Source organism: Bradyrhizobium sp. LA6.8 (assembly GCF_040547935.1).
Classification (GTDB): domain Bacteria; phylum Pseudomonadota; class Alphaproteobacteria; order Rhizobiales; family Xanthobacteraceae; genus Bradyrhizobium; species Bradyrhizobium barranii.
In genome coordinates this window covers 165,697-190,900 of record NZ_JBEPQQ010000011.1, presented here as the reverse complement: position 1 = coordinate 190,900, position 25,204 = coordinate 165,697, and the positions used below count along the sequence as shown (strand labels likewise).

At 64.6% G+C, this 25,204-nt stretch carries 24 protein-coding genes; 9 read left to right on the top strand and 15 right to left on the bottom strand.

Annotation, left to right across the window (positions count from 1 at the left end; translation table 11 throughout):
* The first annotated feature begins 73 nt into the window (after positions 1–73).
* From ABIA90_RS38635 to ABIA90_RS38625, 3 genes are all read left to right on the top strand, one after another.
* Positions 74–1,759 (top strand): long-chain fatty acid--CoA ligase, encoded by a 1,686-nt coding sequence (locus tag ABIA90_RS38635; RefSeq protein WP_071909290.1) that lies wholly within the window; start codon positions 74–76, stop codon positions 1,757–1,759.
* A 30-nt stretch (positions 1,760–1,789) separates the two neighbouring features.
* A complete protein-coding gene (locus ABIA90_RS38630) occupies positions 1,790–2,344 on the top strand; it encodes a DUF924 family protein (RefSeq protein ID WP_354121474.1) in 555 nt (184 codons plus the stop codon).
* Positions 2,345–2,440: 96 nt separating this feature from the next.
* Complete coding sequence (locus ABIA90_RS38625; protein ID WP_007597501.1) at positions 2,441–2,926, top strand: peroxiredoxin; 486 nt, start codon at positions 2,441–2,443, stop codon at positions 2,924–2,926.
* Positions 2,927–3,067: 141 nt separating this feature from the next.
* Here the strand turns inward: ABIA90_RS38625 and rnhA are convergent, their stop codons facing one another.
* From rnhA to ispH, 3 genes are read right to left on the bottom strand one after another with little or no spacing between them, the layout of a single operon-like run.
* On the bottom strand, positions 3,068–3,532 hold the full coding sequence (gene rnhA, locus ABIA90_RS38620; RefSeq protein WP_354121473.1) for a ribonuclease HI: 465 nt from the start codon (positions 3,530–3,532) through the stop codon (positions 3,068–3,070).
* Entirely contained in the window at positions 3,529–4,512 is a 984-nt protein-coding gene (locus ABIA90_RS38615; protein WP_354121472.1) for a homoserine kinase, read from the bottom strand. Before ABIA90_RS38615 ends, rnhA begins: the two co-directional genes overlap by 4 nt.
* A 6-nt stretch (positions 4,513–4,518) precedes the next feature.
* Positions 4,519–5,487 (bottom strand): 4-hydroxy-3-methylbut-2-enyl diphosphate reductase, encoded by a 969-nt coding sequence (gene ispH / locus ABIA90_RS38610; protein ID WP_354121471.1) that lies wholly within the window; start codon positions 5,485–5,487, stop codon positions 4,519–4,521.
* A gap of 265 nt (positions 5,488–5,752) precedes the next feature.
* Here ispH and ABIA90_RS38605 point away from each other — a divergent pair, with 265 nt between their 5' ends.
* Positions 5,753–6,448, top strand: a complete 696-nt coding sequence (locus tag ABIA90_RS38605; RefSeq protein WP_085400950.1) for a DUF1013 domain-containing protein — start codon at positions 5,753–5,755, stop codon at positions 6,446–6,448.
* 310 nt (positions 6,449–6,758) lie between these two features.
* Here the strand turns inward: ABIA90_RS38605 and ABIA90_RS38600 are convergent, their stop codons facing one another.
* From ABIA90_RS38600 to ABIA90_RS38580, 5 genes are all read right to left on the bottom strand, one after another.
* Complete coding sequence (locus ABIA90_RS38600; RefSeq protein WP_354121470.1) at positions 6,759–7,505, bottom strand: OmpW/AlkL family protein; 747 nt, start codon at positions 7,503–7,505, stop codon at positions 6,759–6,761.
* 181 nt (positions 7,506–7,686) lie between these two features.
* Positions 7,687–7,956: a hypothetical protein gene (locus ABIA90_RS38595; protein WP_354121469.1), complete on the bottom strand. Its 270-nt coding sequence runs from the start codon at positions 7,954–7,956 to the stop codon at positions 7,687–7,689.
* Positions 7,957–8,216: 260 nt separating this feature from the next.
* On the bottom strand, positions 8,217–10,127 hold the full coding sequence (locus ABIA90_RS38590) for a propionyl-CoA synthetase (RefSeq protein WP_354121468.1): 1,911 nt from the start codon (positions 10,125–10,127) through the stop codon (positions 8,217–8,219).
* Between the two features lie 333 nt (positions 10,128–10,460).
* Positions 10,461–11,846 carry a tetratricopeptide repeat protein gene (locus tag ABIA90_RS38585; protein WP_354121467.1) on the bottom strand — a complete coding sequence of 462 codons (1,386 nt, stop codon included), beginning with the start codon at positions 11,844–11,846 and terminating at the stop codon, positions 10,461–10,463.
* A 133-nt stretch (positions 11,847–11,979) separates the two neighbouring features.
* Positions 11,980–12,744, bottom strand: a complete 765-nt coding sequence (locus tag ABIA90_RS38580) for a tetratricopeptide repeat protein (RefSeq protein WP_354121466.1) — start codon at positions 12,742–12,744, stop codon at positions 11,980–11,982.
* 130 nt (positions 12,745–12,874) lie between these two features.
* Here ABIA90_RS38580 and ABIA90_RS38575 point away from each other — a divergent pair, with 130 nt between their 5' ends.
* Together ABIA90_RS38575 and ABIA90_RS38570 are read left to right on the top strand one after the other, a co-directional pair.
* Positions 12,875–14,452, top strand: coding sequence for a cation:proton antiporter (locus tag ABIA90_RS38575; protein ID WP_354121465.1), 1,578 nt, complete (start codon positions 12,875–12,877; stop codon positions 14,450–14,452).
* A gap of 204 nt (positions 14,453–14,656) precedes the next feature.
* Positions 14,657–15,427, top strand: coding sequence for a hypothetical protein (locus ABIA90_RS38570; RefSeq protein ID WP_354121464.1), 771 nt, complete (start codon positions 14,657–14,659; stop codon positions 15,425–15,427).
* Between the two features lie 171 nt (positions 15,428–15,598).
* On the opposite strand, the gene ABIA90_RS38565 is transcribed toward ABIA90_RS38570, so the two are convergent.
* The 5 genes from ABIA90_RS38565 to ABIA90_RS38545 form a co-directional block, all read right to left on the bottom strand.
* Positions 15,599–16,405, bottom strand: coding sequence for an SDR family NAD(P)-dependent oxidoreductase (locus tag ABIA90_RS38565; protein ID WP_354121463.1), 807 nt, complete (start codon positions 16,403–16,405; stop codon positions 15,599–15,601).
* Between the two features lie 90 nt (positions 16,406–16,495).
* Complete coding sequence (locus ABIA90_RS38560; RefSeq protein ID WP_354121462.1) at positions 16,496–16,909, bottom strand: DUF1850 domain-containing protein; 414 nt, start codon at positions 16,907–16,909, stop codon at positions 16,496–16,498.
* Positions 16,870–18,978, bottom strand: a complete 2,109-nt coding sequence (locus ABIA90_RS38555; RefSeq protein WP_354121461.1) for a TRAP transporter permease — start codon at positions 18,976–18,978, stop codon at positions 16,870–16,872. The genes ABIA90_RS38560 and ABIA90_RS38555 overlap by 40 nt, the downstream gene beginning before the upstream one ends.
* Positions 18,979–19,165: 187 nt before the next feature.
* Complete coding sequence (locus ABIA90_RS38550; RefSeq protein ID WP_166348695.1) at positions 19,166–20,113, bottom strand: TAXI family TRAP transporter solute-binding subunit; 948 nt, start codon at positions 20,111–20,113, stop codon at positions 19,166–19,168.
* Positions 20,114–20,322: 209 nt separating this feature from the next.
* Positions 20,323–20,802: a hypothetical protein gene (locus ABIA90_RS38545; RefSeq protein WP_063985862.1), complete on the bottom strand. Its 480-nt coding sequence runs from the start codon at positions 20,800–20,802 to the stop codon at positions 20,323–20,325.
* Positions 20,803–20,999: 197 nt separating this feature from the next.
* On the opposite strand from ABIA90_RS38545, the gene ABIA90_RS38540 reads away from it, so the two are divergent.
* On the top strand, positions 21,000–21,308 hold the full coding sequence (locus ABIA90_RS38540; protein ID WP_247313908.1) for a hypothetical protein: 309 nt from the start codon (positions 21,000–21,002) through the stop codon (positions 21,306–21,308).
* A 172-nt stretch (positions 21,309–21,480) separates the two neighbouring features.
* Here the strand turns inward: ABIA90_RS38540 and ABIA90_RS38535 are convergent, their stop codons facing one another.
* A complete protein-coding gene (locus ABIA90_RS38535) occupies positions 21,481–22,695 on the bottom strand; it encodes a hypothetical protein (protein WP_354121460.1) in 1,215 nt (404 codons plus the stop codon).
* Between the two features lie 56 nt (positions 22,696–22,751).
* A complete protein-coding gene (locus ABIA90_RS38530) occupies positions 22,752–23,378 on the bottom strand; it encodes an NUDIX hydrolase (RefSeq protein ID WP_166348686.1) in 627 nt (208 codons plus the stop codon).
* A gap of 71 nt (positions 23,379–23,449) precedes the next feature.
* Here ABIA90_RS38530 and ABIA90_RS38525 point away from each other — a divergent pair, with 71 nt between their 5' ends.
* Both ABIA90_RS38525 and ABIA90_RS38520 read left to right on the top strand, forming a co-directional pair.
* Positions 23,450–23,875, top strand: a complete 426-nt coding sequence (locus ABIA90_RS38525; protein ID WP_063986737.1) for a PaaI family thioesterase — start codon at positions 23,450–23,452, stop codon at positions 23,873–23,875.
* Between the two features lie 306 nt (positions 23,876–24,181).
* Positions 24,182–25,204 (top strand): aldo/keto reductase, encoded by a 1,023-nt coding sequence (locus ABIA90_RS38520; RefSeq protein ID WP_354121459.1) that lies wholly within the window; start codon positions 24,182–24,184, stop codon positions 25,202–25,204.

Below are 25,204 nucleotides of genomic sequence, written 5' to 3'. Positions count from 1 at the left end.
GCAGGCTCGATACTGGCCGCAATGAGGCAAGCCCGAGACACAACGGGCTCTGGTAAATTGAGGGGAGTTTTCCATGGAGCGCATCTGGCTCAAGCAATATCCGCCCGGCGTGCCTGCTGATATCGAGCCGACCCAATACGCATCGCTGGTCGACCTTCTGGAGGAGAGCTTCGCCAAGTTCGCCGACCGCAAGGCATTCATCTGCATGGACAAGGCGATCAGCTATCGCGACCTCGACCAGATGTCGCTGGCGCTCGCCTCCTATTTACAGGGCCGTGGCCTGCAACGTGGCGCCCGCGTCGCGATCATGATGCCGAACGTGCTGCAATATCCGGTCGCGACCGCTGCCGTGCTGCGCGCCGGTTTCGCGGTGGTCAACGTCAACCCGCTCTACACGCCGCGCGAGCTCGAGCATCAGCTCAAGGATTCCGGCGCCGAAGCCATCATCGTGCTGGAGAATTTCGCCCACACGGTCGAGCAGGTGATCGCGAAGACGCAAGTCAAGCATGTCATCGTCGGCAGCATGGGCGACCTGCTCGGCTTCAAGGGCGTGATCGTCAACCTCGTCGTCCGTCGCGTCAAGAAGATGGTGCCGGCCTGGTCGCTGCCGGGCGCGGTGTCCTTCAACGACGCGATATCGGCCGGCCGCGGCCTGACGTTCAACAAGCCGAAGCTGTCGCCGGGCGACGTCGCCTTCCTGCAATATACCGGCGGCACCACCGGCGTCTCCAAGGGCGCCACCCTGCTCCACCGCAACATCGTCGCCAACGTGCTGCAGAACGACGCCTGGCTCCAGCCGGCACTCGCCGCGCCGCCGCATGTCGATCAGCTGATGATCGTCTGCGCGCTGCCGCTCTATCACATCTTCGCGCTGACGGCCTGCTACCTGCTCGCGGTGCGCGCCGGCGGCTGCAATCTGCTGATCCCCAATCCGCGCGACATCGCGGGCTTCGTCAAGGAGCTGGCGAAGTACCAGGTCAACAGCTTCCCGGCCGTGAACACGCTCTACAACGGGTTGATGCACCATCCCGACTTCAAGAAGCTCGACTTCTCCAAGCTGAAGATCTCGAACGGCGGCGGCATGGCGGTGCAGCGCCCCGTCGCCGAGCAGTGGAAGGCGGTGACCGGCTGCTTCATCGCCGAAGGCTACGGCCTCTCGGAGACCTCGCCGACACTGACCTGCAATCCCGCGACCACGACCGAGTTCTCGGGATCGATCGGCATCCCCGTGCCTTCGACCTGGATCTCGATCCGCGACGACGACGGCAACGAAGTCCCGCTCGGCCAGCCCGGCGAGATCTGCGCCAAGGGCCCGCAGGTGATGTCGGGCTACTGGAACAGGCCGGAAGAGACCGACAAGGTGATGACCGCCGACGGCTATTTCCGCACCGGCGACATCGGCGTGATGGACGAGAAGGGCTACACCAAGATCGTCGACCGCAAGAAGGACATGATCCTGGTCTCGGGCTTCAACGTCTATCCGAACGAGATCGAGGAAGTGATCGCGAGTAATCCGGGCGTGCTCGAATGCGCCGTGATCGGCATCCCCGATTCCAAGTCGGGCGAGGCGGTGAAGGCATTCGTGGTGAAGAAGGATCCCAACCTCACCGCGGAAGCCGTGATCAAGTTCTGTCAGGAGCAGCTCACCGGCTACAAGGTGCCCAAGCACATCGAATTCCGCACCGACCTGCCGAAGACCAATGTCGGCAAGATCCTGCGCCGGCAGCTCCGCGACGAGAAGAAGGCGGAGGCGGCGTAAGCCGCGCCTTGGTTCATGACTCTTGGGTTCATGACTGACGGCGGCGACATCACGCCATCAGGCATTCTTGCCTTCTGGCGCGAGGCCGGCCGCGAGCGCTGGTACAAGCGCAGCGACGCTTTCGACGCGGAGGTCAGGCGTCGCTTTCTTCCGCTATGGAAGCGGGCGACCGCCGGCGAGCTGGCCTCCTGGGAAGAAAGCGACGAGGGCGCGCTCGCGCTCGTCATCGCGCTCGACCAGTTTCCCCGCAACATGTTTCGCGGCACGCCGGAAGCCTTTGCCAGCGACGCGCCGGCGCGCGACGTCGCCCGCCGCGCAATCGATCGGGGCGTCGATCGCAGGATCGATCCCATCCTGCTCGAATTCCTCTATCTGCCCTTCATGCATTCCGAGCACCTGCCCGACCAGTTGCATTGCGTCGCGCTGTTTCAGAACACCGACAATGCCGAGAACCTGAAATACGCGCGGGAGCACGCCGACATCATCCAGCGGTTCGGCCGCTTTCCCCACCGCAACCGCCTCCTCGACCGCGCCACCACCGAGGAAGAACAGGCCTTCCTCGACGCCGGCGGTTTTGCCGGCTGATGACATAACGGTGAAGGACCACGACCCACGCCGCCAATGTTGTGCAGCGCCGCCGCACGGTCTAAAAAGCGGGACCGATTTTCAGGGAGACTGACGATGGCGATCCAGACTGGCGACAAGCTGCCCGAGGCGAAATTCCGCGTGATGACGGCCGAGGGTCCGCAGGTGAAGACCACCGACGACATCTTCAAGGGCAAGAAGGTGGCGCTGTTCGCAGTGCCCGGCGCCTACACCGGCACCTGCCACAAGATGCATCTGCCGAGCATCTTCCTCAACGCCTATGCCATGAAGGACAAGGGCGTCGACACCATCGCCATCGTCTCCGTCAACGACGCTTTCGTCATGAACGCCTGGAAGCGCGATACCGACCAGCGCGACGAGGCCATCTTCCTCGCCGACGGCAATGCCGACTTCGCCAAGGCGATCGGCATGGAGCTGGACGCCTCCGGCAACGGCCTCGGCATCCGCTCCAAGCGCTATTCGATGCTGGTCGAGGACGGCGTGGTGAAGAAGCTGAACCTCGAAGCGATGCCCGGCAAGGTCGAGGTCTCCGGCGGCGATACGCTGCTGGGGCAGCTGTAAGCTTTAGGCCCCGGCTCCTTCCAAGGATGACGTCATGCCCGGGCTTGTCCCGGGCATCCACGTTCTTGGTCGCGCGCGCGGTAAGGCGTGGATGGCCGGGACAAGCCCGGCCATGACGAATGGAGAGAGCGAGCCCCCTCGCTATTCGCTGATCCGCTGCTGCAACCGCGCCTTCACGATCCCGTCCCGCGCGAGTTGATCCGCGCGCTCGTTCTCCGGGTGCCCGGCGTGACCCTTGACCCAATGCCAGCGGACCTCGTGCTGCTTCAGCGCCGCATCGAGGCGCTGCCATAGCTCGACATTCTTCACCGGCTTCTTGTCGGCGGTGCGCCAGCCGTTGCGCTTCCAGCCATGGATCCAGCCGGTGATGCCCTGCCGGACATACTGGCTGTCGGTGTAGAGATCGACGGTGCACGGCTTCTTCAGCGCTTCGAGCGCGGAGATCGCGGCCATCAATTCCATCTGGTTGTTGGTGGTGTGGCGCTCGCCGCCGTTCAGCTCTTTTTCCTTGTCGCCGAACTTCAGGATCGCGCCCCAGCCGCCCGGCCCGGGATTTCCCGAGCAGGCGCCGTCGGTATAGATCGTGACGAGGGGAAGCTCGCTCACGCGACCAGTCCTGACGGCATCAGCCCGTAATCGCGCACGCTGGAAACGCTCTGGTGGAAGCGCAGCTTGCGAAAATATTCCAGCGGGTCCTTGGGCTTGACCAGCGCGCCCGCGGGCACGTTGAGCCAGTCGACCAGCCGCGTCAGCAGGAAGCGGATCGCGGCGCCGCGCGCGAGCAGCGGCAGCGCGGCTTCTTCCGCCTCGGAAAGTTTTCGCACCCGGCCATAGGCATTGAGGAAGGCGCGCGCCTTGGTGACGTTGAACGAATGGTCCGGCTCGAAACACCAGGCATTCAGGCAGATCGCGACGTCATAGGCCAGCATGTCGTTGCAGGCGAAGGTGAAGTCGATGATGCCGGAGAGCTTGTCGCCGAGGAAGAAGACGTTGTCGTTGAAGAGATCGGCGTGGATCACGCCTTTAGGCAGATTGCTCGGCCAGACCCCGCTCGAGAGATAGTCGAGCTCGGCGGCGAGAAACGCATGCAGGCCCGGCTGGACCTCATCGGCGCGGCTTGCCGCCGCGTCGAACAGCGGGCGCCAGCCGGAGACCGACAGCGCATTGCCACGCTTGATCGCAAAATTGGCGCCGGCCAGATGCATCCTGGCCAGTCCCTCGCCGACGCCGGCGCAATGGGCCACGTTCGGCTTGCGCGGCCAGACGCCTTCGAGAAAGGTGATGATCGCGGCCGGCCGGCCCGACAGCTCGCGCAGCGCCTCGCCGTCCCCGGCCTTCACCGGCAGCGGGCAGGTGACGCCGTGCTCGGCGAGATGCGTCATCAGCGCGAGAAAGAACGGCAGGTCGTTCTTCGCCACGCGCTTCTCATAGAGCGTGAGGATGAACGAGCCTTTGCTGGTGTGCAGCAGGAAGTTGGTGTTCTCGACGCCCTCGGCGATGCCCTTGTAGGAGAGCAACTCGCCGAGATCGTATTGCTTCAGGAAATCCGCAAGCTCGTCGGCGGCAACGTCGGTGTAGACCGCCATAAAAGTCTACTCGGCGGCGGCTTCGGGACGCACCTGGCGCGGCAACGGGAAGAACTCGTTCTCTTCCGCGGCCGAGACCGTCTCCACATGCAGCGTGTAGCGCTCGGCGAACGCGTCCATGATCTCCTCGACGATCACTTCCGGCGCGGACGCGCCCGCGGTGATGCCGAGGCTCTTGATGTTACCGAACCTGGTCCAGTCGATGTCGGCGGCGCGCTGCGCCAGTACCGCGATCCCGCAGCCTTCGCGCTCAGCGACCTCACGCAGGCGCTGCGAATTCGACGAGTTCGGCGCACCGACCACGATCAGGGCGTCGACCACCGGCGCCACCTTCTTCACCGCGAGCTGGCGGTTGGTGGTGGCGTAGCAGATGTCTTCCTTGTGCGGGCCGTTGATGTTCGGGAAACGCTCCTTGAGCAGCGCCACGATCTCCGCGGTGTCGTCGATCGACAGCGTGGTCTGCGTCACGAAGGCGATGTTGTCGGGGTTCTTCGGGACGATGGTCTTGGCGTCCTCGGCGGTCTCGATCAGGGTTACGGCGCCGACCGGAAGCTGGCCGAGCGTGCCGACCACTTCGGGGTGGTGGGAATGGCCGATCAGGAAGATCTCGCGGCCACGCTTGAAGTGGATCGCGGCCTCGCGGTGCACCTTGGTGACCAGCGGGCAGGTCGCATCCAGCGAGAACAAATTGCGGGAGGTGGCGTCGGCCGGGACCGATTTCGGCACGCCATGGGCCGAGAACACAACCGGCGCGGTGGTGTTTTCCGGGATTTCGGCGAGCTCTTCGACGAAGATCGCGCCCTTCTTTTTCAACCCGTCGACGACGTATTTGTTGTGCACAATCTCGTGGCGAACATAGACGGGGGCGCCGTATTTATCGAGCGCCCGTTCCACGGTGTCGATCGCCCGGACCACCCCGGCGCAGAAGCCGCGGGGAGAACAAAGCACGATCTTGAGGTCTGGTTTGGCTGACATTGAGCGATCTCGGGACCGAATCACCCGTTTCGCCTTCTGGCGGGGGCGGTCAATGGATGGAATAGGGCTTCGATGGGTCTGCTAGGACTTTACAGGCGCTTCCAAGGGAATTGGGCCCCCTTTCGGGCTCTGTCAAGGCACTATCTATAGCAGAACCATTGCGTGGCTAGCCCCTCCGGGCTTATATAGCGCGAATTCCCTGTCATCGCTGATGACCACCGGTTTCGCCTCCAGAGGGGTGGGCGAAGCACAAAGGAGATTTGCCATGAGCAACGCACCTCTGATGCCCAAGGCGACCGCCGTCTGGCTGCTCGACAACACCGCGCTGACCTTCGATCAGGTCGCGGATTTCACCAAGATGCATCCCCTCGAGGTGCGTGCGATCGCGGACGGCGACGCTGCCCAGGGCATCAAGGGCATGGATCCCCTCTCCAACGGCCAGCTGACCCGCGAGGAGATCGAGAAGGGCGAGAAGAACCCGGACTACCGGCTCCGCCTTCAGGAGAGCAAGGTCGTGCTGCCGCCCCAGCCCAAGCGCAAGGGCCCGCGCTACACCCCGGTCTCCCGCCGCCACGAGCGCCCGAGCGCCATCCTCTGGCTGCTGCGCAGCCATCCGGAGCTCAAGGACGCCCAGATCATGCGCCTGGTCGGCACCACCAAGAGCACCATCGCCAGCGTTCGCGACCGCACCCACTGGAACACCTCTCAGCTGACCCCGATCGACCCGGTGACCCTTGGCCTTTGCTCGCAGATCGAGCTCGATTTCGAAGTGGCGCGCGCGGCGAAGGAAAAGCCGATCGACACAGCCTATGGCGGCGCCACCCTGCTGCCGGCCTCCGAGACCACCAAGAAGGACGAGTTCGAGCCGGCGGAGCGATCGAACGACGATCTCAACGTCGACGCCGTGTTCGCCAAGCTGAAGACGCTCGGCGGCAAGAAGCAGGACGAGGAGGAGGAGTAAGGCTCCGCTCCCGGTTTACGATCGAACGCAATTTGAACGCGGCAGGGAAACCTGCCGCGTTTTTGTTTTATGGAGATTTCAGTGATCGCCTCGCCTGTAGCCGCTCGCAAGCTGCAGTCCCCTCCCCCCTTGCGGGGGAGGGTTAGGGAGAGGGGTGCCCCACGGGGACTCTCTCCATCAACTCAAAGCGTCTCGCGCGACTCTCACGCACCGTTTGCTGGGCTACCCCTCTCCCCTGCCCTCCCCCGCAAGGGGGGAGGGAGCGCAGGGTTCGCCTAGGCGACAGCTCGAAAACGACAGCAACGACGTATCAAAACTTGTACGTCACACCGCCACCGACCAGCCACGGATCGATATGCGCGGTGCCTGTGACCGGCAGGCCGCTGACGGTCGCTGAGTAATCCGGCCGCAGCCAGAGCTTCTTGACGTCGACGTTGAGACCCCAGTGCCGGTCGAGCATGTAGTCAAAGCCGAACTGCACGGCGCCGCCCCAGGCGTTGCTGACGTGCAGGCTGGTGGTGGTGGCAACGATCGCGGGCGGGCCGGCGATGGCGGCTGGCGCATTGGCAGCCGAATTGTTGAAGAACACGGTGTAGTTCACGCCGGCGCCAATATATGGCTTGAACGCGCCGAAATTGTCGAAGTGATATTGCAAGGTCAGCGTCGGCGGCAGCAGCGTGGTCTTGCCGATCGGCAGGTTCGCGAGCGAGCCGTTGCCGCTGATCGAGTGCCTGGTCACGCCGAGGATCAGCTCGGCCGCGATGTTCTTGGTGAAGAAATAGCTGATGTCGAGCTCGGGCACGACCTGGTCGCTGATCGAGAGCCCGGAATTCGGCGACGACAGCGACGGCACGCCTGCGACATTGACGGTTGAGCCACCGGCATCCGGCAACACGCCAAGCACGCGCAGACGCACCATCCACGGATTGAACGCTTCTACCGGCGGCGGTGCCTTCTTATAGACAGGCAGATCGGCCGCCCGCACCGAGCCAAAAGTCCCCACGAGCATCGCGCCAACCGTCGCAAGCCGCGCCAGGTTTTTTGTCGTTCCGTTCATTGCATTCCCCTTCAGCCATCTCTCGCGCGTCGTTGCGCGACATCAGCGTCAGAGCAGAAAGGGGATGGTGATGGATTTGACGCCGATCAAATCAGGACTGACGCGACACGATTTGGTTGTGGCGTTGCCGATGTGTCACGAGAAACGCGAATGAATGCGCAGGATAATTCCGTAGCCGATGTCACGGCCGCTCGGGATGGTTCAGCATGTACTCGCCGAGATCGCGCTGACGGCGGTCGGACCGGGCGGTGGCAGCGTTGCGCTGGACGTCGCGGTCCTTGCGGCAGGCCACGTATTCGGGCGAGCCCTGCGCATAGCCGCGACTCTGACAGACCGCGTCGTCATCGTCACCGCCCACCGCCACCGGCGTCTGGTAGCGCGCGGAGCAGGCGGAGAGAGCGACGGCGAGCAGCACGGCGACAAGCAGGCGCGGCGCGGTGGCGAGTGGCATACGAGGTCCCCTGTTGGCCGGCCCTGTTTAGCCCGGAATGAGGAGATTGTAAGTCCCTGGGCGTCGTTCCCCACGCGCTGTCATTCCCTGCGACCCGGCTACGCCAAGGCTTCGCCGGGGTTGAGGTCCAGGGGCGCCGAAGCTTTAGCGTAGGCGGCAGGCGGGGAATCCAGTACTCCGCGGCGGTCATTGGGTCACACAACTCCGGCCGCGGCGTACTGGATCACCCGCTTTCGCGGGTGATGACAGCGGAGATCGCCTCACACCCTGCCCTTCAGCGCCTCGCCGATCTCGTCCAGCACCTTGGGATCCTCGATCGTGGCCGGCATGGTCCAGGCTTCGCCATCGGCGATCTTCTTGATGGTACCGCGCAGGATCTTCCCCGAGCGCGTCTTCGGCAGGCGGCCGACGGTGATGGCGAGCTTGAAGGCGGCGACGGGGCCGAGCCTGTCGCGCACCAGCGCGACGATCTCCTTTTCGATCTCCGCAGGCGCGCGCTTCACGCCGGCCTTGAGCACCAGGAAGCCGCAGGGCACCTCGCCCTTGATCGCGTCCTTGACGCCGAGCACGGCGCATTCGGCGACGTCCGGATGCGAGGCCAAAATCTCCTCCATGCCGCCGGTGGAGAGTCTGTGGCCGGCGACGTTGATAATGTCGTCGGTGCGGCCCATCACGAAGACATAGCCGTCCTCATCCTTGTAGCCGGCGTCCGAGGTTTTGTAGTAGCCGGGGAATTCAGTGAGGTAGGCTTCCTTGAAGCGCGCATCCTGATTCCACAGCGTCGGCAGGCAGGCCGGTGGCATCGGCAGCTTGATGACGATCGAGCCCATGGTATTGGGGCCGACGGGCTTTGCGGCTTCGTCGACGACGTCGACCTGGTAGCCCGGCATCGGCACCGTCGGCGAGCCATGCTTCACCGGCAGCATGCCGAGACCGACCGGATTGCCGGCGATGCACCAGCCCGTCTCGGTCTGCCACCAATGGTCGATCACCGGCACCTTCAACTGCTGCTCCGCCCATTCCACCGTCGGCGGATCGGCACGCTCGCCGGCGAGGAACAGCGTGCGGAATTGCGACAGGTCGTATTGCCGGATGAACTTTCCTTCCGGATCCTCTTTGCGGATCGCGCGGAACGCCGTCGGTGCCGTGAAGAAGGCGACCGCCTTGTGCTCGCTGATGACGCGCCAGAACGCGCCGGCATCGGGCGTGCCGATTGGCTTGCCCTCGTACATGATCGACGTCGCACCATGCAGCAGCGGGCCATAGATGATGTAGCTGTGGCCGACCACCCAGCCGATGTCGGAGCCACACCACCAGACCTCGCCCGGCTTGACGCCATAGAGATTGAACATCGACCATTTCACCGCGACGAGATGGCCGCCATTGTCGCGCACGACGCCCTTGGGGATACCGGTCGTGCCTGAAGTGTAAAGGATGTAGAGCGGATCGGTGGCGGCGACAGGCACGCAAGGGGCTCTCTTGCCGTCGTTCATCGCCTTGCGGCGAAGGCTCGCCCAATCGTAGTCGCGGCCCGGTGTGAGGTCGCAGATGTGCTGGGGACGTTGCAGCACGATGCAGGCCTTCGGCTTCGTGCCCGCAAGCTTGATCGCCTCGTCGAGCAGCGGCTTGTACTGCACGATCCGGCCGGGCTCGATACCGCAGCTTGCGGAGAGAATGAGCTTTGGCTGCGCGTCATCGATGCGGGTGGCGAGCTCCTTGGCGGCAAAGCCGCCGAACACAACCGAGTGCACCGCGCCGATGCGCGCGCAGGCGAGCATCGCGACGACGGCCTCCGGCACCATCGGCATATACAGGATGACGCGATCGCCCTTGGCGACGCCAAAATCCTGCATGGTGGCGGCGAGCGCCTGCACCTCACCCAATAGCTCGGCATAGGTGAACTTGGTGACCGAGCCCGTCAGCGGCGAATCATGGATCAGCGCGACCTGGTCGGCGCGGCCGCGTTCGACATGACGGTCGAGCGCGTTGTAGCAGGTGTTGACGACGCCCCCCATGAACCAGCGGCCGTAGACGCCCTGCGAGGCATCGAAGATCGTCTTTGGCGGCTCGATCCAGTCGATGTCCGTGGCCGCCTCGGCCCAGAAGCCCTGGGGATCAGCCAGCGAGCGCGCATGGACCTCGTGATAGAGACTCGTTCCCTTGACGTTCATTCCCGCGCTCCCGTTCCCTTTATTCGCCTTGCCTTGACCTGACCGACAGGACGAGCGTCCCGCCATGACAGGGATCAAGTGCCGGCGTTGTTTGAGAGGTATTTTCCCGGGAACGGGCCGCGGTTCAAGCTGAAAAGGATGGGTCTTTGGGAGGGAGGGAAGAAAGGCCATCGAGGCAAGCTGGAGCCACGACAAAGGTGAGCCCTCTCCCCCCTTGCGGGGGAGAGCGGGAGAGAGGGGTGGCCACGAACTCAGTCCAGAGTTTGTGGCTACCCCTCTCCCTAACCCTCCCCCGCAAGGGGGGAGGGAACGCAGTGTGCGCGTAGAGGCGCCTCAACTCTCCATCGCATTCAGCCGCTGCAACCGTTCCTGCATGACCTTCCTCAGATCATAGCCGGGCCGGCCGAAGCTCGCATTCCGCGTGGTGAGGAAATCGCGCTGGGTCTTGCGGAGGTCGCCGGCCGAACGGCCTTTCGTGGCCTTCAGCACCCGCTCATAGGTCTCGGCAATCTGGCGATCGAGCACGCCGAGTTGCGGATCGGCGCAGATCACCTTCTCGACCTCGCGCTTTGCCGTGGCGCAATCGAACGACGGGCCGTTGCCGGAACTCGCCGCGAGCGGACGCAACGGCTCGGCGCCGAACTTCGCAATCTCCGCGATCATGCTGCGGCGGCCGTTGGCGGCATTCTCGTTGCCGGGATCGAGCTTCAGCGCCGTCTCGTAATCGGCCAGCGCCTTCTTGCGTTCGCCCATCTTCTTGTAGAGCACCGCGCGGTTGTTGAAGGTCTGCGCGAAATTCGGATCGATCTTCAGCGCAGCCTCGTAGTCGCTGAGCGCCGCGCCAAGCTCGCCCTTGAGCTGGTAAGAGTCGCCGCGGTTGGTGAAGAAGTTCGGCCGCGGCGCCAGCCGCAGCGCCTGGTCGTAGTCGGCGATCGCCTTGTCGTACTCACCCATCGCGGCCAGCACCAGGCCACGATTGTCGTAATATTCGGGGACCTTCGGATCGAGCTTGATCGCCTCGCCGTCATCGGCGACCGCCTTGTCGAGCTGGCCGAGCTTCTTGTAGGCCGCGCCGCGATTGGTGTAGGCGCGCGGCCGGTTCGGATCGAGCCGCAGCGCCTCGCTGAGATCGCGGATCGCCTTCTCGTTGTCACCGCCGAGATAATAGTTCACGCCGCGGTCGGACCAGGCCTGCGCATCATCCGGCTTCAGCTTGATCGCCTGATCGTAATCGGCGAGCGCGCGGTCGAGCCGGCGCTGATTGGTGTAGACGACGCCGCGCAGCTCGTAGGCTTCCGCGTCCTGCGGATCGAGTTCGATGGCCTTGCTGAGATCAGCCGCGGCACGGTTGAGATCGCCGCCGGCCTCGCGCAGCAGGTCGCCGCGCAAGCGCCAGGCCTTTGAGTTCTTGCCGTCCAGCGCGATGGCGCGGTCAATATCCCGCAGCGCCTGCGTGAGGCCGCCTGAGGTTCGCGCATTGGCGTCGGCGCGCACCAGCAGCGCGGCGGCGCGGTCGGAGCTCGAATTGGTGGTCTGGTCGATGATGGCGCCGCACGCCGTGATCAGTTCGGCGGGCGCAGTCTTGCTGCCCATCACGCAATCGACGGCAGCAGAGGCCGGGGCGGCGAGGACAAGGCTCATCGCGGCGCTGAGCAGGAAGGCGCCAAGCGGGATTTTTGCAAACGGGAACATTTGCGCGGAAGAACGCGTGCCGCACATCGGGAAGACTCCGTGACATCAGGTGTTCACCATTGTCGCGGCGGGCGAGGAATGGGTTCAATTCGGGCCTGTTAGGGACGCACGGGCGCCTGCACTCCCTCGCCCCGCTTGCCGGGAGAGGCGAAGGAAGCCCTCAATACCCGTCCACCCCGTTGATCCGCTGCCGCCGCTCCTGCATCGCCTTCTTCAGATCGTAGCCCGGCCGGCCAAATCCGGCATTGCGGCGGGCAATGAACTCGTCCTGCGCGCGCTGAAGCGCCCTGGCTTCCGCAGGATTGCGTGCCTCCCGGATCGCGCGGGCGTTCGACGCAAAAATCTCCCGATCGAGATCGGCGAGCTCGCGGTTGGCGCAGATCGCCTTCTCGACGGCCCGGGCCGCACTCCTGCAATTGAAGCTGGGCTTGCCGGCCACCGCCATCTGCGCGCCGATCCGCTCGAGCTCGCGCGCCATCGCCTTGTGATTGGCCTTGGCCTTCTCGTGGTTCGGATCGATCTTCAGCGCGGCGCCGAAATCCTGCACCGCCTTCGGCTTGTCGCCCTTCTTCAGCCAGAGCTCGCCGCGGGCGTTGAAGAGGTCGGCCAGGGTCGGATCGAGCTGAAGAGCGCGGCTGTCGTCGGCGATCGCACGGTCGACCTGGTCATGCCGAGCATAAAGCGCGCCGCGCGCGACCAGCGCCTTGACCAGGTCCGCCTTGGCCGTCTTCTCGTTGTCGATGACGGAAGCGCAGGCGGAGCCGGCCTTGTCCATGTCGTCGGCGGCAGCAGCAGCGAGGCACGGCGCGACATCGACCTGCACGACGGCGGCGGGCTCGCCGCCGGTCGCAGCATGGGCCGCCCCGAGCGAAAGCACACAGAGCGCCACCGCACCGGACAATCGAATGAGATTTTGAGAACGCATGCTAGCTGCAGTCGGAAAGTCTTGGCTTGAATCTTGGCCTGGGTCTTGGCTTGGGTCTTGGCTTGAGCCTTGCCTTGAGCCTTGCCTTGAGGGTGCACTATCCATCATACGGCCGGATTGGTGCTAGCTTGTGGCACAGCCAAAATCGGTTTCGGGGATCAACGTGTCGACATTCGAATGGATCATCGTGCTTCTGCTCGGCGCCGTTGCATTATCGGCGCTGGCGCGGCGGATCAAGGTCCCCTACCCGACCTTTCTCGCCATCGGCGGCGCGCTGATCGCCTTCGTGCCGAACAGCCCCTCCTGGACGCTCGAACCCGACCTCGCCTTGGCACTTTTTGTCGCACCGGTGCTGATGGATGCCGCCTTCGACACCTCGCTGCGCGATCTCCGCAACAACTGGGTTCCGGTCTCGACCCTGGTGGTCGCCGCGGTCGGCCTGACCACGGTCGGCGTGGCCTTCGTCGCGCACCGGCTGATGCCTGACATGCCCTGGGCCGCCGCCATTGCGCTCGGCGCCATCGTGGCCCCGCCGGATGCCGCGGCCGCGGTTGCGATCCTGAGCCAGGTCAAGCTGCCCTATCGCATGGTGAAGGTCCTGGAAGGCGAGAGCCTGCTCAACGACGCCAGCGCGCTTCTGATCTATCGCATCGCGGTCGGCGCCGTCGTCATGGAGCATCTGAAATGGAGCGAGGTCGCGCCGACGATCGCACTCGGGCTGGTCGGCAGCGTCCTCGCCGGTCTTTTGGCCGGGCGCATCATCCCGCTGTTCCTGGAACGCGTGAAGGAAGCGCCGAGCGCGATCATCGTGCAGTTCGCCACCACCTTCATGGTCTGGATCGCAGCCGAGCATCTCGGCCTCTCCGGCATCCTCACCATCGTCGTCTACGCCATCACCGTCGCGCGCACGGCGGGGGCGCGCATGCCGGCGCGGTTGCGGGTGCCGTCCTATGCGGTCTGGGAAACGATGGTGTTCGTGCTCAACGTGCTCGCCTTCATGCTGATCGGCATGCAGATGCGGCCGATCTGGACGCGGCTGGACGCGGAGGTACGCTGGGAATATTGCGTGGCGGCCGCCTGGATCCTGCTCACGGTGGTCCTGGTGCGGCTTGCCTGGATCACGTTCTACCGCGCGACGCTGCGCGTCCTGATCGCGCACCGGCTCTATCATCCGAGGGATCCCAAGCAGGTTGCCTCGCCGAAGGGTGGCCTCATCATCTCCTGGTGCGGCATGCGCGGTCTCGTCACGCTCGCCACCGCCTTCGCCTTGCCGGAAAACTTCCCCTACCGCGACTTCATCGTCTTCATCGCCTTTGCGGTGGTGCTGGGCTCGCTGGTCATCCAGGGCCTGACGCTGCGGCCGCTGATCCTCGCCTTCGGCCTCAAGGACGACGATCCCGTCGGTATCGAGGTCGCGCGCGCCCGCGCAGTCGCCTATCGCGCCGCGCTCGATGCGATCGAGGACGATCCGTCGGAGGAGGCGGAAATCCTGCGGCTCGAATACCGCGCCATCCTGATGCAGGCCGACGACGATCCGCACGGCGGCATCGCCAGCGGCGAGTTGCCCGCCGATCCGCTGCGCCGCCGCGCCATCGAGGCCGCGCGCAAATCGATCCTCGGCCTTCGCGATACCGAAGTGATCGGCGACGACGCGTTTCACCGGATCGAGGAAGAGCTCGATCGCGCAGAATTGAGCGCGGGCGGATAGATCCGCAAACACCGCTGTCGTCCCGGACAAGCGAAGCGCAGATCCGGGACCCATAACCACAGGCCATGGTTTTGCGAAGACTCGGAGTTGCCAGCTCGCGCGACAACTGCTCCCCGTGGTTATGGGTCCCGGGCTCGCTGCGCGCGCCCCGGGACGACAGCGGTCTACGTTGAACCAAACACCGCCTCTCCAGACTCATTCCAGATGACGACCTTGATCGACGACCGTCGTGTACGCGCGCGTGATGCGTCGCCTGCACGATATTTTTATCTCAATATGGCACTGGCCTGCGCAGCCACCGCGTTTCTCGGCTTCGCGCCGACCTATTTCGTACCGATCGCGCAGCGGACGTTTTCGGCGAGCCCGGTCATTCATTTTCACGGGCTCCTGTTCTTCACCTGGTCTCTCTATTTCGTGATCCAGACCTGGCTCACGGCGTCAGGCCGCGTGGTCAATCACCGCGCGCTCGGGATTGCCGGCGTGTCGCTTGCGACCGCGATGACGATCTTCGGCTTTCTCGCCTCGGTGCACGTGATGCAGCACGCCGCCGCACTTGGGCAGAAGGACGCCGGCATCGGCTTCTCGATCGTGCCGATGAGCGGCATCGCGTTCTTCGCGGTGGTGTTCGTGCTCGCGATCATCAACACGCGAAAGCCCGAGATTCACAAGCGCCTGATGCTGCTTGCCGCGGTCTCGATCCTCGACGCCGCGATCGCGCGCTGGTTCATTACCTTCCTCGCGCCTCCCGGACCGCCCGGCCCGCCGCCGGTGCCCGTCACGATCGCCCCGGCCGTGGTCGCTTCGCTCCTGCTCGTCGTCGCCATGGTGCGCGACTGGCGCACCGATGGCCGCGTGCACCCGGTCTACATCTACGGCACGCTCGCGCTGCTGGCGGTGAAGGTGCTGAACTGGCCGATCAGCGAGAGTGCCGCGTGGCATTCGTTTGCCGGCGGGATTTTGGCGCTGGCGCAGTAGTTCTCCGATGTCGTCCCGGACAAGCGCAGCGCAGATCCGGGATCCATAGCCACAGGACGTGGTTTGGCGAAGACTCGGAGTTGCTAGCTCGCGCGGCAACTTCGTCCTGTGGTTATGGGTCCCGGGTTCGCGCCTTGCGCGCCCCGGGACGACAGCGGAGTATGAGGCGCCTTAAGCCCCCGCCTTGCACGTGATCCCGCCGTCGACCACGAGCTCGATCCCCGTCACATATTTCGACTCGTCCGACGCCAGGAACAGCGCGGCATTGGCGACGTCCCAGGCCTCGCCCATGTGCCCCATCGGCACCTGCGCGTCGCGGGCGCGCCACATCGCCTCGACGTCGCCCTTGGCGTAGCTATTCGCGAGACCCGCGGAATGCTCCACCATCGGCGTCTTCATCAGGCCAGGCAGGATTGCATTCACCCGCACATGGTTCTTCGCGAACTCGATCGCGGTGGAGCGCGTCAGCTGGTTCATCGCGGCCTTGCTGGCGTTGTAGCTGACATAGGAAATCCCGACATGCCGGATCGAGGCGATCGAGGAGATGTTGATGATCGAGCCGCAGCCCTGCTTCACCATCACGGGGACGACGTGCTTCATGGCGAGATAGGCGCTCTTGAGGTTGACAGTGAAGACGCGGTCCCAGCTTTCTTCGGTGACCTCGACCACGCTGCCCATCTCGGCGATGCCGACATTGTTGTCGAGCACATCGATGCGGCCATAGGCCTTCAGGCACGCCGCCACCATCGCTTCAATCTCGCTCGCGCGCGAAACGTCCGCGGTGAAGGCAGTCGCATTGCCGCCCTCACCCGTGATGATCTTCGCGGTCTCCTCGGCCGCAGCACCGTTGCGGTCGACGCAAAACACCTGCGCGCCCTCGCGCGCAAAGGTCACCGCGGTCGCCTTGCCGTTGCCCCAGCCGGGCCCGATCGAGCCGGCGCCCACCACCATCGCAACCTTGCCTTTGAGCCGATCCATCGCGTGTCTCCTTTGCTGTTCTTGTAGCCCGGATGGAGCGCAGCGTAATCCGCGGCGACTGTTCCCGGATTGCGCTTCGCTCCATCCGGGCTACGGATCGCTGCAAATCTTCATCGTGGTGACGTTAGCACCGATGGGATGCCCGACAATCTCCGAAAGAGTCCGGCAGCTTCCATCATGGCATAACCGCCATTCCCCGGCCGCGCCGGAATTGCCAAGCACGACCTCCGGCATCGGTGCACGCTGCGGCTTCCACTGAAACCAGCCGTCGACGAGCCGCGCCTCGGGCGGCGGCTCCATGCCGGGCCCGGTGCCCTTGACGCGGGCCTGCACCAGCTCGAGGCCGGCGGGGGTGACGCGCCAGTCTTCCTGCCAGTCCACCTTCGCGATCGAATGCGTCCACACCAGCGTGAAGGCGGAAAGCGCCAGCGCTTTCACGCCACCCGCTGTTGCGAAGCAGAGGCTCACGCGGCTTCGACGACGGCCGGCGGACGCTGCCGCCACTGCCACAGCAAGAGCGCGGCGGAAAGCACGAAGCCCACGGTGTCGCTGAAGGCGAAGTCACCGAGCAGGCAGAGCGCGGCGCCGAGCGCGAGCACGCGTTCGAGCAGCGTCATGCGCGTGAACAGAAAACCGATCGCGACCATGCCGAACAGGCCGATCGCCACCAGCGCCTTGAAGGTCGCGAGCGCCACCGCGCCGTAGAAGCCGAGCTTGGCCGCCATGGGATCGCCGGCCTGGAGCATCAGCGCCGGGGAATAGACGAAGATGAACGGAATGACGTAGCCGGCGAGCGCGATGCGCATCGCCTCCCAGCCGATCTTGTCCGGGTTCTCCTTCGCGATCGGCGCCGCCGCAAGTGCTGCGAGCGCCACCGGCGGCGAGAGGTCGGCCATGATGCCGTAATAGAACGCGAACATATGGCTCGCGATCAAGGGCACGCCGAGCTTCGCCAGCGCCGGCGCGGCGAGCGCGGCGGTGATGATGTAGGTCGGGATCGTCGGAATGCCCGTGCCGAGCAGGATCGACAGCAGCATGGTCATGATCAGCGCCAGGAACAGGCTCTTCTCGCCGAGACCGATCACCCAGCTGCCAAAAATGGTGCCGACGCCGGTCTGCGACATCATGCCGATGATGACGCCGACGATGGCGCAGGCCATACCCACCGTGATCGCCGACTTCGCACTCTCGGCCAGCGCATTGCGGCATTCGCGCAAGGCCGCGAACCCGCCGCGCACGAACGCCGTGATCACGATCAGTCCGACGACGACGCTCGCGACCGGCACGATCTGGAGACCGTCGCGCGACAGCGCGCCGACGACGAGCGCAAGTCCGATCCAGAAGATGGAGCGGACGACCATCGAGGAGGCGCCGGCCGTGATGCTGGCGCCCAGGATCAGCGTCACCGTGAGCGCAAGGCCCATGCTGCCAGCATAGAGCGGCGTAAAGCCCTCGAACAGCATGTAGACGAGCGCCGCGAGCGGCAGCACGAGATACCAACGCGTCACCAGCGCCTTCCAGGCGCTCGGAATCTCCGAGCGCTTCATGCCGACGAGGCCGTGCTTGCCGGCTTCCAGATGCACCATCCAGAAGGCGGACGCGAAATAGAGGATGGCGGGGATCGCCGCCGCCTTGACGATTTCCGAGTACTGGACGCCGAGCGTCTCCGCCATGATGAAGGCGACCGCGCCCATCACCGGCGGCATGATCTGCCCGCCCATCGAGGCCGTCGCCTCGACGCCCGCCGCAAAGGCGCGGCGATAGCCGAACTTGATCATCAGCGGAATCGTGAACTGGCCGACCGTGACGACGTTGGCGACGCCGGAGCCGGAGATTGTGCCCATCATGCCCGAAGCGAACACCGCGACCTTGGCCGGTCCGCCGCGAGTGCGGCCGAACAGGCCGAGCGAGACGTCAGTGAACAGCTGGATCATGCCGGCGCGTTCCAGGAACGAGCCGAACAGGATGAACAGGAAGATGTAGGTCGCCGAAACGTAGATCGGCACGCCGTAAAAACCTTCGGTGCCGAACGACAGATGCGTGACGATCTGGTCGAAGTCGTAGCCGCGATGGTTGAGCGGCGACGGCAGGTATTGGCCGAAGAACCAGTAGAGAAGACACGCGCCGCACATCAGCGGCAGCGCCGCGCCCATCAGGCGCCGCGTGCCCTCGAAGATCAGGACCGCGAGCAGGGTGCCGACCGCGAGATCGAGCCGCGTCGGATCGCCGTCGCGCGCGATCAGGTCGGCATAGAAGATCCACTGGTAGAGGCCGCAGAAGAAGCCGGCGCCGCCGATCACCCAGCCGAGCGTACGGCCGACATCGCTCTTCGCGGTAAAGTTGGCGATCAGGCCGAAGGTGAGGAGAACGAGGAAGCCGACATGGACGCCGCGCACCACCTGGCTCGGCAGATAGTTGAAGGCGGCGACATAGAGCTGGAAGGTGGCGAAGGCGATGCCGATCCAGTAGGCGAGAGTGCCCCACCAGCCCGGACCAAAACCTTCCGGAAAACCGTGCTCGAAATTGTCGAATTCAACCTTGATAGGCCCTGCGGAGCCCTCTGCCTGCAACATCGATATGTCCCCGCGCCCTTTTGGTGCGTCATTATAACATTGGCAGTGCCACCGCACGCGTCATGGCCGGGCTTGTCCCGGCCATCCACGGCCTACGGTGTCGCCAAGAACGTGGATGGCCGGGACATCTGCGCGAAGACGCGCTTCGTGCTTTTGCCCGGCCATGACGTCCGATAACGAAAGCTGACTACTTGATCAGCCCTTTTTCCTTGTAATAGCGGATCGCGCCGGGATGCAGCGGAACCGGGCTGCCGGTGGCGGCCGCCTCGAGCTTGATCTCCTTGCCCGCGGCATGGGCGTTCTGCAATTCGGGCAGCGACTCGAAGATCAGCTTGGTCATCTGGTAGGCGAGGTCGTCCGACACCGCGGAGCTCGTCACGAGATAGTTGACGACGGCCGCGGTCGGCACGTCCTTGTCCTGGCCGGTATAGGTATTGGCCGGAATGATTGCCGAGATGAAGGGCGGGCCGATCTTGTCGATGGTCTCCTTCGGCACCGACACCACGGTGATCGAGGCCGAACTCGAGAGATCCTTCAGCGAGGCGACGCCAAGGCCGGCCGATTGAAGCGTCGCGCCCAACTGGCGGTTCTTCATGAGGTCGACGGACTCGGCGAACGGCAGATATTCGACCTTGCCGAGGTCCTTGTAGGTCATACCTGCGGCCGCGAGGATCGCACGGGAATTGAGCTCGGTGCCCGACTTCGGCGCGCCGACCGAGAGGCTCTTGCCCTTGAGATCTGCGAGCGTCTTGATGCCCGATTCGGCGGTCGCGACAATCTGGATGTAGTTCGGATAGATCGCGCCGATGGTGCGCAGCTTGTCCAGCTTGGTCTTGAAGCCGGCTTCCTCGTCGCCCTCCCAGGCGGCTTTGAGCGAGTCACCCAGCGTGAACGCAATTTCGCCGCGGCCCTGCTGGAGCAGGATCAGGTTCTCGACCGACGCCTTGGTGGCCTGCACCTGCGTCTTCACGTTCGGAATCTTGTCGCCGTAGATCTTTCCGATCGCGACCCCGAGCGGATAGTAGACGCCGGAGGTGCCGCCGGTCAGCACGTTGATGAAGGATTGCGCATGCGCGCAAGGTGCCGACGCCGCCAGGGCAAGAGCCGCGGCCGCGCCGAAAATCGTCCGTTTCATGGTTGTTGTACTCCCCAAACCGGCCGGGAAATTGGCCGGATGGGGGAAGCGGGTCAACCCATCCAAAAGTCACAACAGGACTGCGGTAAACGGCTGACCCGGCTCGATTTTTGGGGAACCCGCGGGTGCGGCGAGGTGGCGCAGTCAGGGTCTGGCGCGTGTCTCGCCGCGCTGGCAAGCCTTACTGGCAGGCTCTTGCTGGCAAGCCCTTATTGGAAGGTCATGTCCAGGCACTTGGAGATGTCGGAGCCGAGGCCGGAGGAGATGATGATGCAGCCGCGCACCTTCTGCGCGGTGACGTCGGCGGCCCAGACCGAGTAGCCGCCGGGGCCGAAGAACGAGTTGGTGTTCGGCGGTTCGGTCTCGGTCGCGTCGAAATCGTATTTGCCGTCGGTCTCGAAGATGCGCGGCTTCTTGGTGCAGCCGCCGTCGGTCTGGACGTTGATGACTTCCTTGTTGTCGCGGGTCAGCGCGAGCGAGACCTGGCAGCGGAAATATTCCGAGGTCTTGGTGTTGAACAGATAGGTGTAGGACTTGCAGGTCGCGGTGTTCAGCTTGCCCGGGGCGAGGCCACGGCTGCACGAAATCCGCTGGTTGTGGCTGAGCTGGTAGTCATCCGCCCGGGCGGCGGGCGCCAGCGCCGTCACCAACAGCGCGGCGGCTGAGCAGGCTTTCACGACTTGGTTCATCCGAATCATCCCCCTACCAATATTTTTGTCGAATTGCGTTCTAGACTGAAAGCGGAACATAGTCGCGCGGGGACGAAGGGAAAATCACAAACTGCTGGGCAGGACGTGATGCGCTGCGGCGCTTTCGCAAATTGACCTGTAAACGCCGTTCGTGATTTGTTCAAGATGGCAACCCCAACGATGGGGAGGATGGGATGATGGCATTTTCAACGAAGACATTTGCACTTGCACTCACGGCAGCGCTCGGCGCGTTCAGCGCACCCGCATTGGCGCAGACCGCGGCAACGCCCTGGGAGCTCAAGCCCGACACGGGCTATGCCTATGACAAGGACGGCAAGACCTTCTCCTACAAGATGGGCACCAACAATGCCGGTGAACTCCTGAAGGGCGCCAAGAAGGTGCCGAAAGGCACGCTGTTCTTCATCGGCCACAACGGCCAGCTCTACATGCGCAGCGGCCCGTATCTCGAAGGCGACGGCAAGTTCAAGTTCGGGTCGGATCAGTAAGGGGCGACGGCCAACCCAAGCATTCGGTGTCATCACCCGCCTTGTGCGCGCTTGCGCACTGGGGCGGGTGATCCAGTATTCCAGAGGCCGTTGTGATTCAGTCGAGAGGCTGCGGCGTACTGGATGCCCCGGTCAAGCCGGGGCATGACAGCGGAGGATGTGGCAGCGAGGACTAAAACGCCCCTGCCAGCTCCCGCGCGCCAGCGTTGTTGCTGTTACTGTCCATCCGCGTGTCCGTCACCGCCAGTAGCTTGGCCACCGTGTTGTGGCGGATCGCGACCGGGTTGCGCTCGTAGCCGCCGCGCTGGAAGAAGTTCGAGGTCGGCACCTGCTCGCGCATCGCCTGCGGCATCGTCACCATGTCGAGGCCGGTGCCGTCGCCGGTGAGGTTCATCATCTCGAGCTCGGCGGCGGTGAGCGGCCGGGTGTAGCCCTTGGTGCGCGCGAACAGCACCGAAGTCAAAAGCTTATGGGTTTGCAGCATCGGGCCGATATCGATGTCCAGCACCATGGCATGCATGGCCCAGCCCTGCGCGGTGTTGCCGATCTTCTCGTGCTCCGACCAGGTGTCCGGCACCGATTTCGCTTGCGCCACCATCTTCTTCAGCACGGCAAGCTTGTGCTCGAGCGGCTGGCGCGCCGGTCCCGACGCCCGCGCCACCTTGTCGGAAAGCGCACGGATGAGTTCATGGCCCTGCTCGGCCAGCAGCTCGACGCTGTTGGTGGTCAGGAGCTGGTTGTAGCCCATCGCGGTCGAGATCGCGCGCTTGCCGCCATGCTCAATACCCGCCTGCACGTCGTAATTGCCGGTGCCGCCGGTCTCGAACGAATAGACCCGAACCGCCTGCTCGCGCGTCAGCCCGGAGGCGAGCGCGTAGCGCGCATAGGCGCGCTTGAACTCGACCTCGCTGGACGGCCGCTGCGGCGTGAACTGATAGAGCTCCCGCGCCGCCTGCAGGAGATCGGCGACCACCGGTATCGGCTTTCTGGTCGGACGATCCGGCGTTTCCTCCGGCTCCGGATTCACCGGCCGCTTCGGCCCGTTATAGAGCGGCGGATGCTGCAGCACATAATCGTCAAGCGTGACCTGCTGTCCGCTGCGCCGCTTGGCGTTGCGGCCTTTCCGCTTCTCGGAGATCTGGCTCCAATAGGCACCCGCCTCTTCGTCGAAGGCCGCGCGCGCCGCCTGATATTCCTGCAGCTTGCGGCGATATTCGAGCACGGCCGGCGACGCGCCACCTTGCGCAAAGAACTGCGACAAGAGCTGGGCCTTGGCATCGCGGACGGCCGGCGGCAGCGCATCGGCCTCGCCGCCTCGCGCAGTGGGCGCAAGCAGGACGAGCGCGAATGGAACCAGCGCGAGATGTTTTCGAATCGAATGATGCATGCTGCCCTCTTAGCAGGCATCCGGTAACCGTCACGTTAACGCGCCGTTTACCATCGTCACTTCCAAGCGAACACCGGCTGTTCCAGCTCGGTGACGCGAGTGTGACGTCCCGCCAGCACCTCGCGGAACTGGTAGATCAGCGCCGCGGTCGGCGCGTGAATCAGGCTCGTCTCGTGATGGAAGCGGATCACGCGGCGGGAGCTTTCGGGAATCGCGATGAAGTCGAACGCGTCTTCGCGCTCGATCGTGGCGAGCGCGATGCGGTGGACCGAGGCGACCTCATCCGGGTTCGGCCGGATCGCGGCACTGTCGGCCGTCCAGACCACCACCGGCGTGATCAGATAGCCGGAGCGGGTCGGATAGTCGTCGAGCGTGCCGAGCACCTCCGCGTGCGAGAGGCGGAGGCCAAGCTCCTCATCAAGCTCGCGCAGCGCCGCCTCGACCGGCGTCTCGCCGGCATCGCAGCGGCCACCCGGCAAGGCCCATTGGCCGCGATGGGCGCGCAGGTGTGACGCGCGCAGCGTGAGCAGGAATGCGGTGTCATCACCGTCGCTCGCCGCGGTCAGCGCGACCGCCACCGCGGCGCGTTTCAATGCGGCCGGCGCATCGTCCTCGGGCAGGCGCGTGAAGGCCGCGCAGGCAGCCGCGATATTCCGCCGTGTGGCATCGTCGAACGGTCTCATGATGCTTGACTACACCACGTCCGGCCCCGATGAAATGAGCTCGCAAGGCCCGCGCAGCAATGGACGACGACATGACCAACAAGGCCGCCGCAAGGCTCAAATCGGACGGCTGGAGCATCCTGGAGACCACGGGCTTCTTGCACCTGATCGGCCCCTTGTGGGAGCGCAAGGTCGACGGCCATTACGAATTCGCACTCGCCACCGAGGACAAGCACCACAATCGCCGCGGCATGGTCCAGGGCGGCGTGATGATGACGTTCGCGGACCGTACCTGCGGCATGACCGCCCGCTACGTTTCCGGCAAGGAGTTCATGGCGACGGTGCAGCTCGACACCCATTTCGTCGAGGCCGGCCAGATCGGCGACATCCTGATCTCCCGCCCCCGCGTGGTGCGCTCGACGCGCAGCCTCATCTTCATGAGCACGGAAGTGACGGTGGATGGTCGCTGCATCGTGATGGCGAATGGCGTGTTCAAGATCTTGAAGGGGCCGGGGTAGCGTCGCGCGGTCGGGCTGCCGCTCTAACTACACCCACCGCTGTCGTCGCCCGGCTTGACCGGGCGACCCAGTACGCCGCAGCCTCTCGGCTCAATCACAGCCGTCTCTGGAATACTGGATCGCCCGCCTTCGCGGGCGATGACAGCTGAGAGTGCGGCAAGCGCCCTCCCCAATCTCGTCATTGCGAGCGCAGCGAAGCAATCCAGTATCTCACCGCGGATGCATCTCTGGATTGCTTCGCTGCGCTCGCAATGACGGAATTAGCTGGCTATGCTGCCAGCTTCGATAGCGTTGAGGAAACAGCCCATGCAATACCGCCAGCTCGGCCGCACCGGCCTGAAAGTCTCGCCGATCTGTCTGGGCACCATGATGTTCGGCGGGCCGACCGATGAAGCCGCATCAAACCGGATCATCGCCAAGGCGCATGAGGCCGGGATCAATTTCATCGACACGGCGGATGCCTATTCGAAGGGCGCATCCGAGGAGGTGGTCGGCCGCGCGATCGGTAACAACCGTCACGCCTGGGTGCTCGCCACAAAACTCGCCAACCCCATGAACACTGGTATGGGCGACGATCCCAACCGTGTCGGCCTGTCGCGCCGCTGGGTGTTGCAGGCCGCCGACGAGAGCCTGAAGCGGCTCGGCACCGACCACATCGACATCTACTATCTGCACAAGGAAGACCATGCGACGCCGCTGGAGGAGACGGTGCGCGCGATGGGCGACCTGATCCGGGCCGGCAAGGTGCGCTATTTCGGCGTCTCGAACTACCGCGCCTGGCGCGTCGCCGAGATCTGCAACATCTGCGACCGGCTCGGCATCGACCGGCCCGCGGTGAGCCAGCCCTATTACAACGCCATGAACCGCATGCCCGAGGTCGAGCACTTCCCGGCCTGCTCCTATTACGGCCTCGGCATCGTGCCCTACAGCCCACTGGCGCGCGGCGTGCTCACCGGCAAGTACAAGCCCGACGCGGCGCCGGACAAGGAGACACGCGCCGGCCGCAACGACACCCGCATGATGCAGACGGAATGGCGGCCGGAATCGCTCCAGCTCGCGCAGGAGATCAAGACCCACGCCGAGGAGAAAGGCATCACCGCCGGCCAGTTCGCGGTCGCCTGGGTGCTGAACTCCGCCTTTGTCAGCTCGATCGTCGCCGGCCCACGCACCGAGGAGCAGTGGGACGGCTACATCAGCGCGCTCGACTACCGCTTCACGGCGGATGACGAGGCGCTGATCGACCGGCTGGTCGTGCCGGGCCATCCCTCGACGCCGGGCTACAACGACCCCGCCTATCCGATCGAGGGACGCCGCGCGCGGACGGCTTGA

Bases quoted from the DNA above. Each gene is read 5' to 3' on its own strand.
- ABIA90_RS38635 (WP_071909290.1), top strand. From the start codon at position 74: ATGGAGCGCATCTGGCTCAAGCAATATCCGCCCGGCGTGCCTGCTGAT.
- ABIA90_RS38630 (WP_354121474.1), top strand. From the start codon at position 1,790: ATGACTGACGGCGGCGACATCACGCCATCAGGCATTCTTGCCTTCTGG.
- ABIA90_RS38625 (WP_007597501.1), top strand. From the start codon at position 2,441: ATGGCGATCCAGACTGGCGACAAGCTGCCCGAGGCGAAATTCCGCGTG.
- ABIA90_RS38615 (WP_354121472.1), bottom strand. From the start codon at position 4,512: ATGGCGGTCTACACCGACGTTGCCGCCGACGAGCTTGCGGATTTCCTG.
- ispH (WP_354121471.1), bottom strand. From the start codon at position 5,487: ATGTCAGCCAAACCAGACCTCAAGATCGTGCTTTGTTCTCCCCGCGGC.
- ABIA90_RS38605 (WP_085400950.1), top strand. From the start codon at position 5,753: ATGAGCAACGCACCTCTGATGCCCAAGGCGACCGCCGTCTGGCTGCTC.
- ABIA90_RS38600 (WP_354121470.1), bottom strand. From the start codon at position 7,505: ATGAACGGAACGACAAAAAACCTGGCGCGGCTTGCGACGGTTGGCGCG.
- ABIA90_RS38595 (WP_354121469.1), bottom strand. From the start codon at position 7,956: ATGCCACTCGCCACCGCGCCGCGCCTGCTTGTCGCCGTGCTGCTCGCC.
- ABIA90_RS38590 (WP_354121468.1), bottom strand. From the start codon at position 10,127: ATGAACGTCAAGGGAACGAGTCTCTATCACGAGGTCCATGCGCGCTCG.
- ABIA90_RS38585 (WP_354121467.1), bottom strand. From the start codon at position 11,846: ATGTGCGGCACGCGTTCTTCCGCGCAAATGTTCCCGTTTGCAAAAATC.
- ABIA90_RS38580 (WP_354121466.1), bottom strand. From the start codon at position 12,744: ATGCGTTCTCAAAATCTCATTCGATTGTCCGGTGCGGTGGCGCTCTGT.
- ABIA90_RS38570 (WP_354121464.1), top strand. From the start codon at position 14,657: ATGACGACCTTGATCGACGACCGTCGTGTACGCGCGCGTGATGCGTCG.
- ABIA90_RS38565 (WP_354121463.1), bottom strand. From the start codon at position 16,405: ATGGATCGGCTCAAAGGCAAGGTTGCGATGGTGGTGGGCGCCGGCTCG.
- ABIA90_RS38555 (WP_354121461.1), bottom strand. From the start codon at position 18,978: ATGTTGCAGGCAGAGGGCTCCGCAGGGCCTATCAAGGTTGAATTCGAC.
- ABIA90_RS38550 (WP_166348695.1), bottom strand. From the start codon at position 20,113: ATGAAACGGACGATTTTCGGCGCGGCCGCGGCTCTTGCCCTGGCGGCG.
- ABIA90_RS38545 (WP_063985862.1), bottom strand. From the start codon at position 20,802: ATGAACCAAGTCGTGAAAGCCTGCTCAGCCGCCGCGCTGTTGGTGACG.
- ABIA90_RS38540 (WP_247313908.1), top strand. From the start codon at position 21,000: ATGGCATTTTCAACGAAGACATTTGCACTTGCACTCACGGCAGCGCTC.
- ABIA90_RS38535 (WP_354121460.1), bottom strand. From the start codon at position 22,695: ATGCATCATTCGATTCGAAAACATCTCGCGCTGGTTCCATTCGCGCTC.
- ABIA90_RS38530 (WP_166348686.1), bottom strand. From the start codon at position 23,378: ATGAGACCGTTCGACGATGCCACACGGCGGAATATCGCGGCTGCCTGC.
- ABIA90_RS38525 (WP_063986737.1), top strand. From the start codon at position 23,450: ATGACCAACAAGGCCGCCGCAAGGCTCAAATCGGACGGCTGGAGCATC.
- ABIA90_RS38520 (WP_354121459.1), top strand. From the start codon at position 24,182: ATGCAATACCGCCAGCTCGGCCGCACCGGCCTGAAAGTCTCGCCGATC.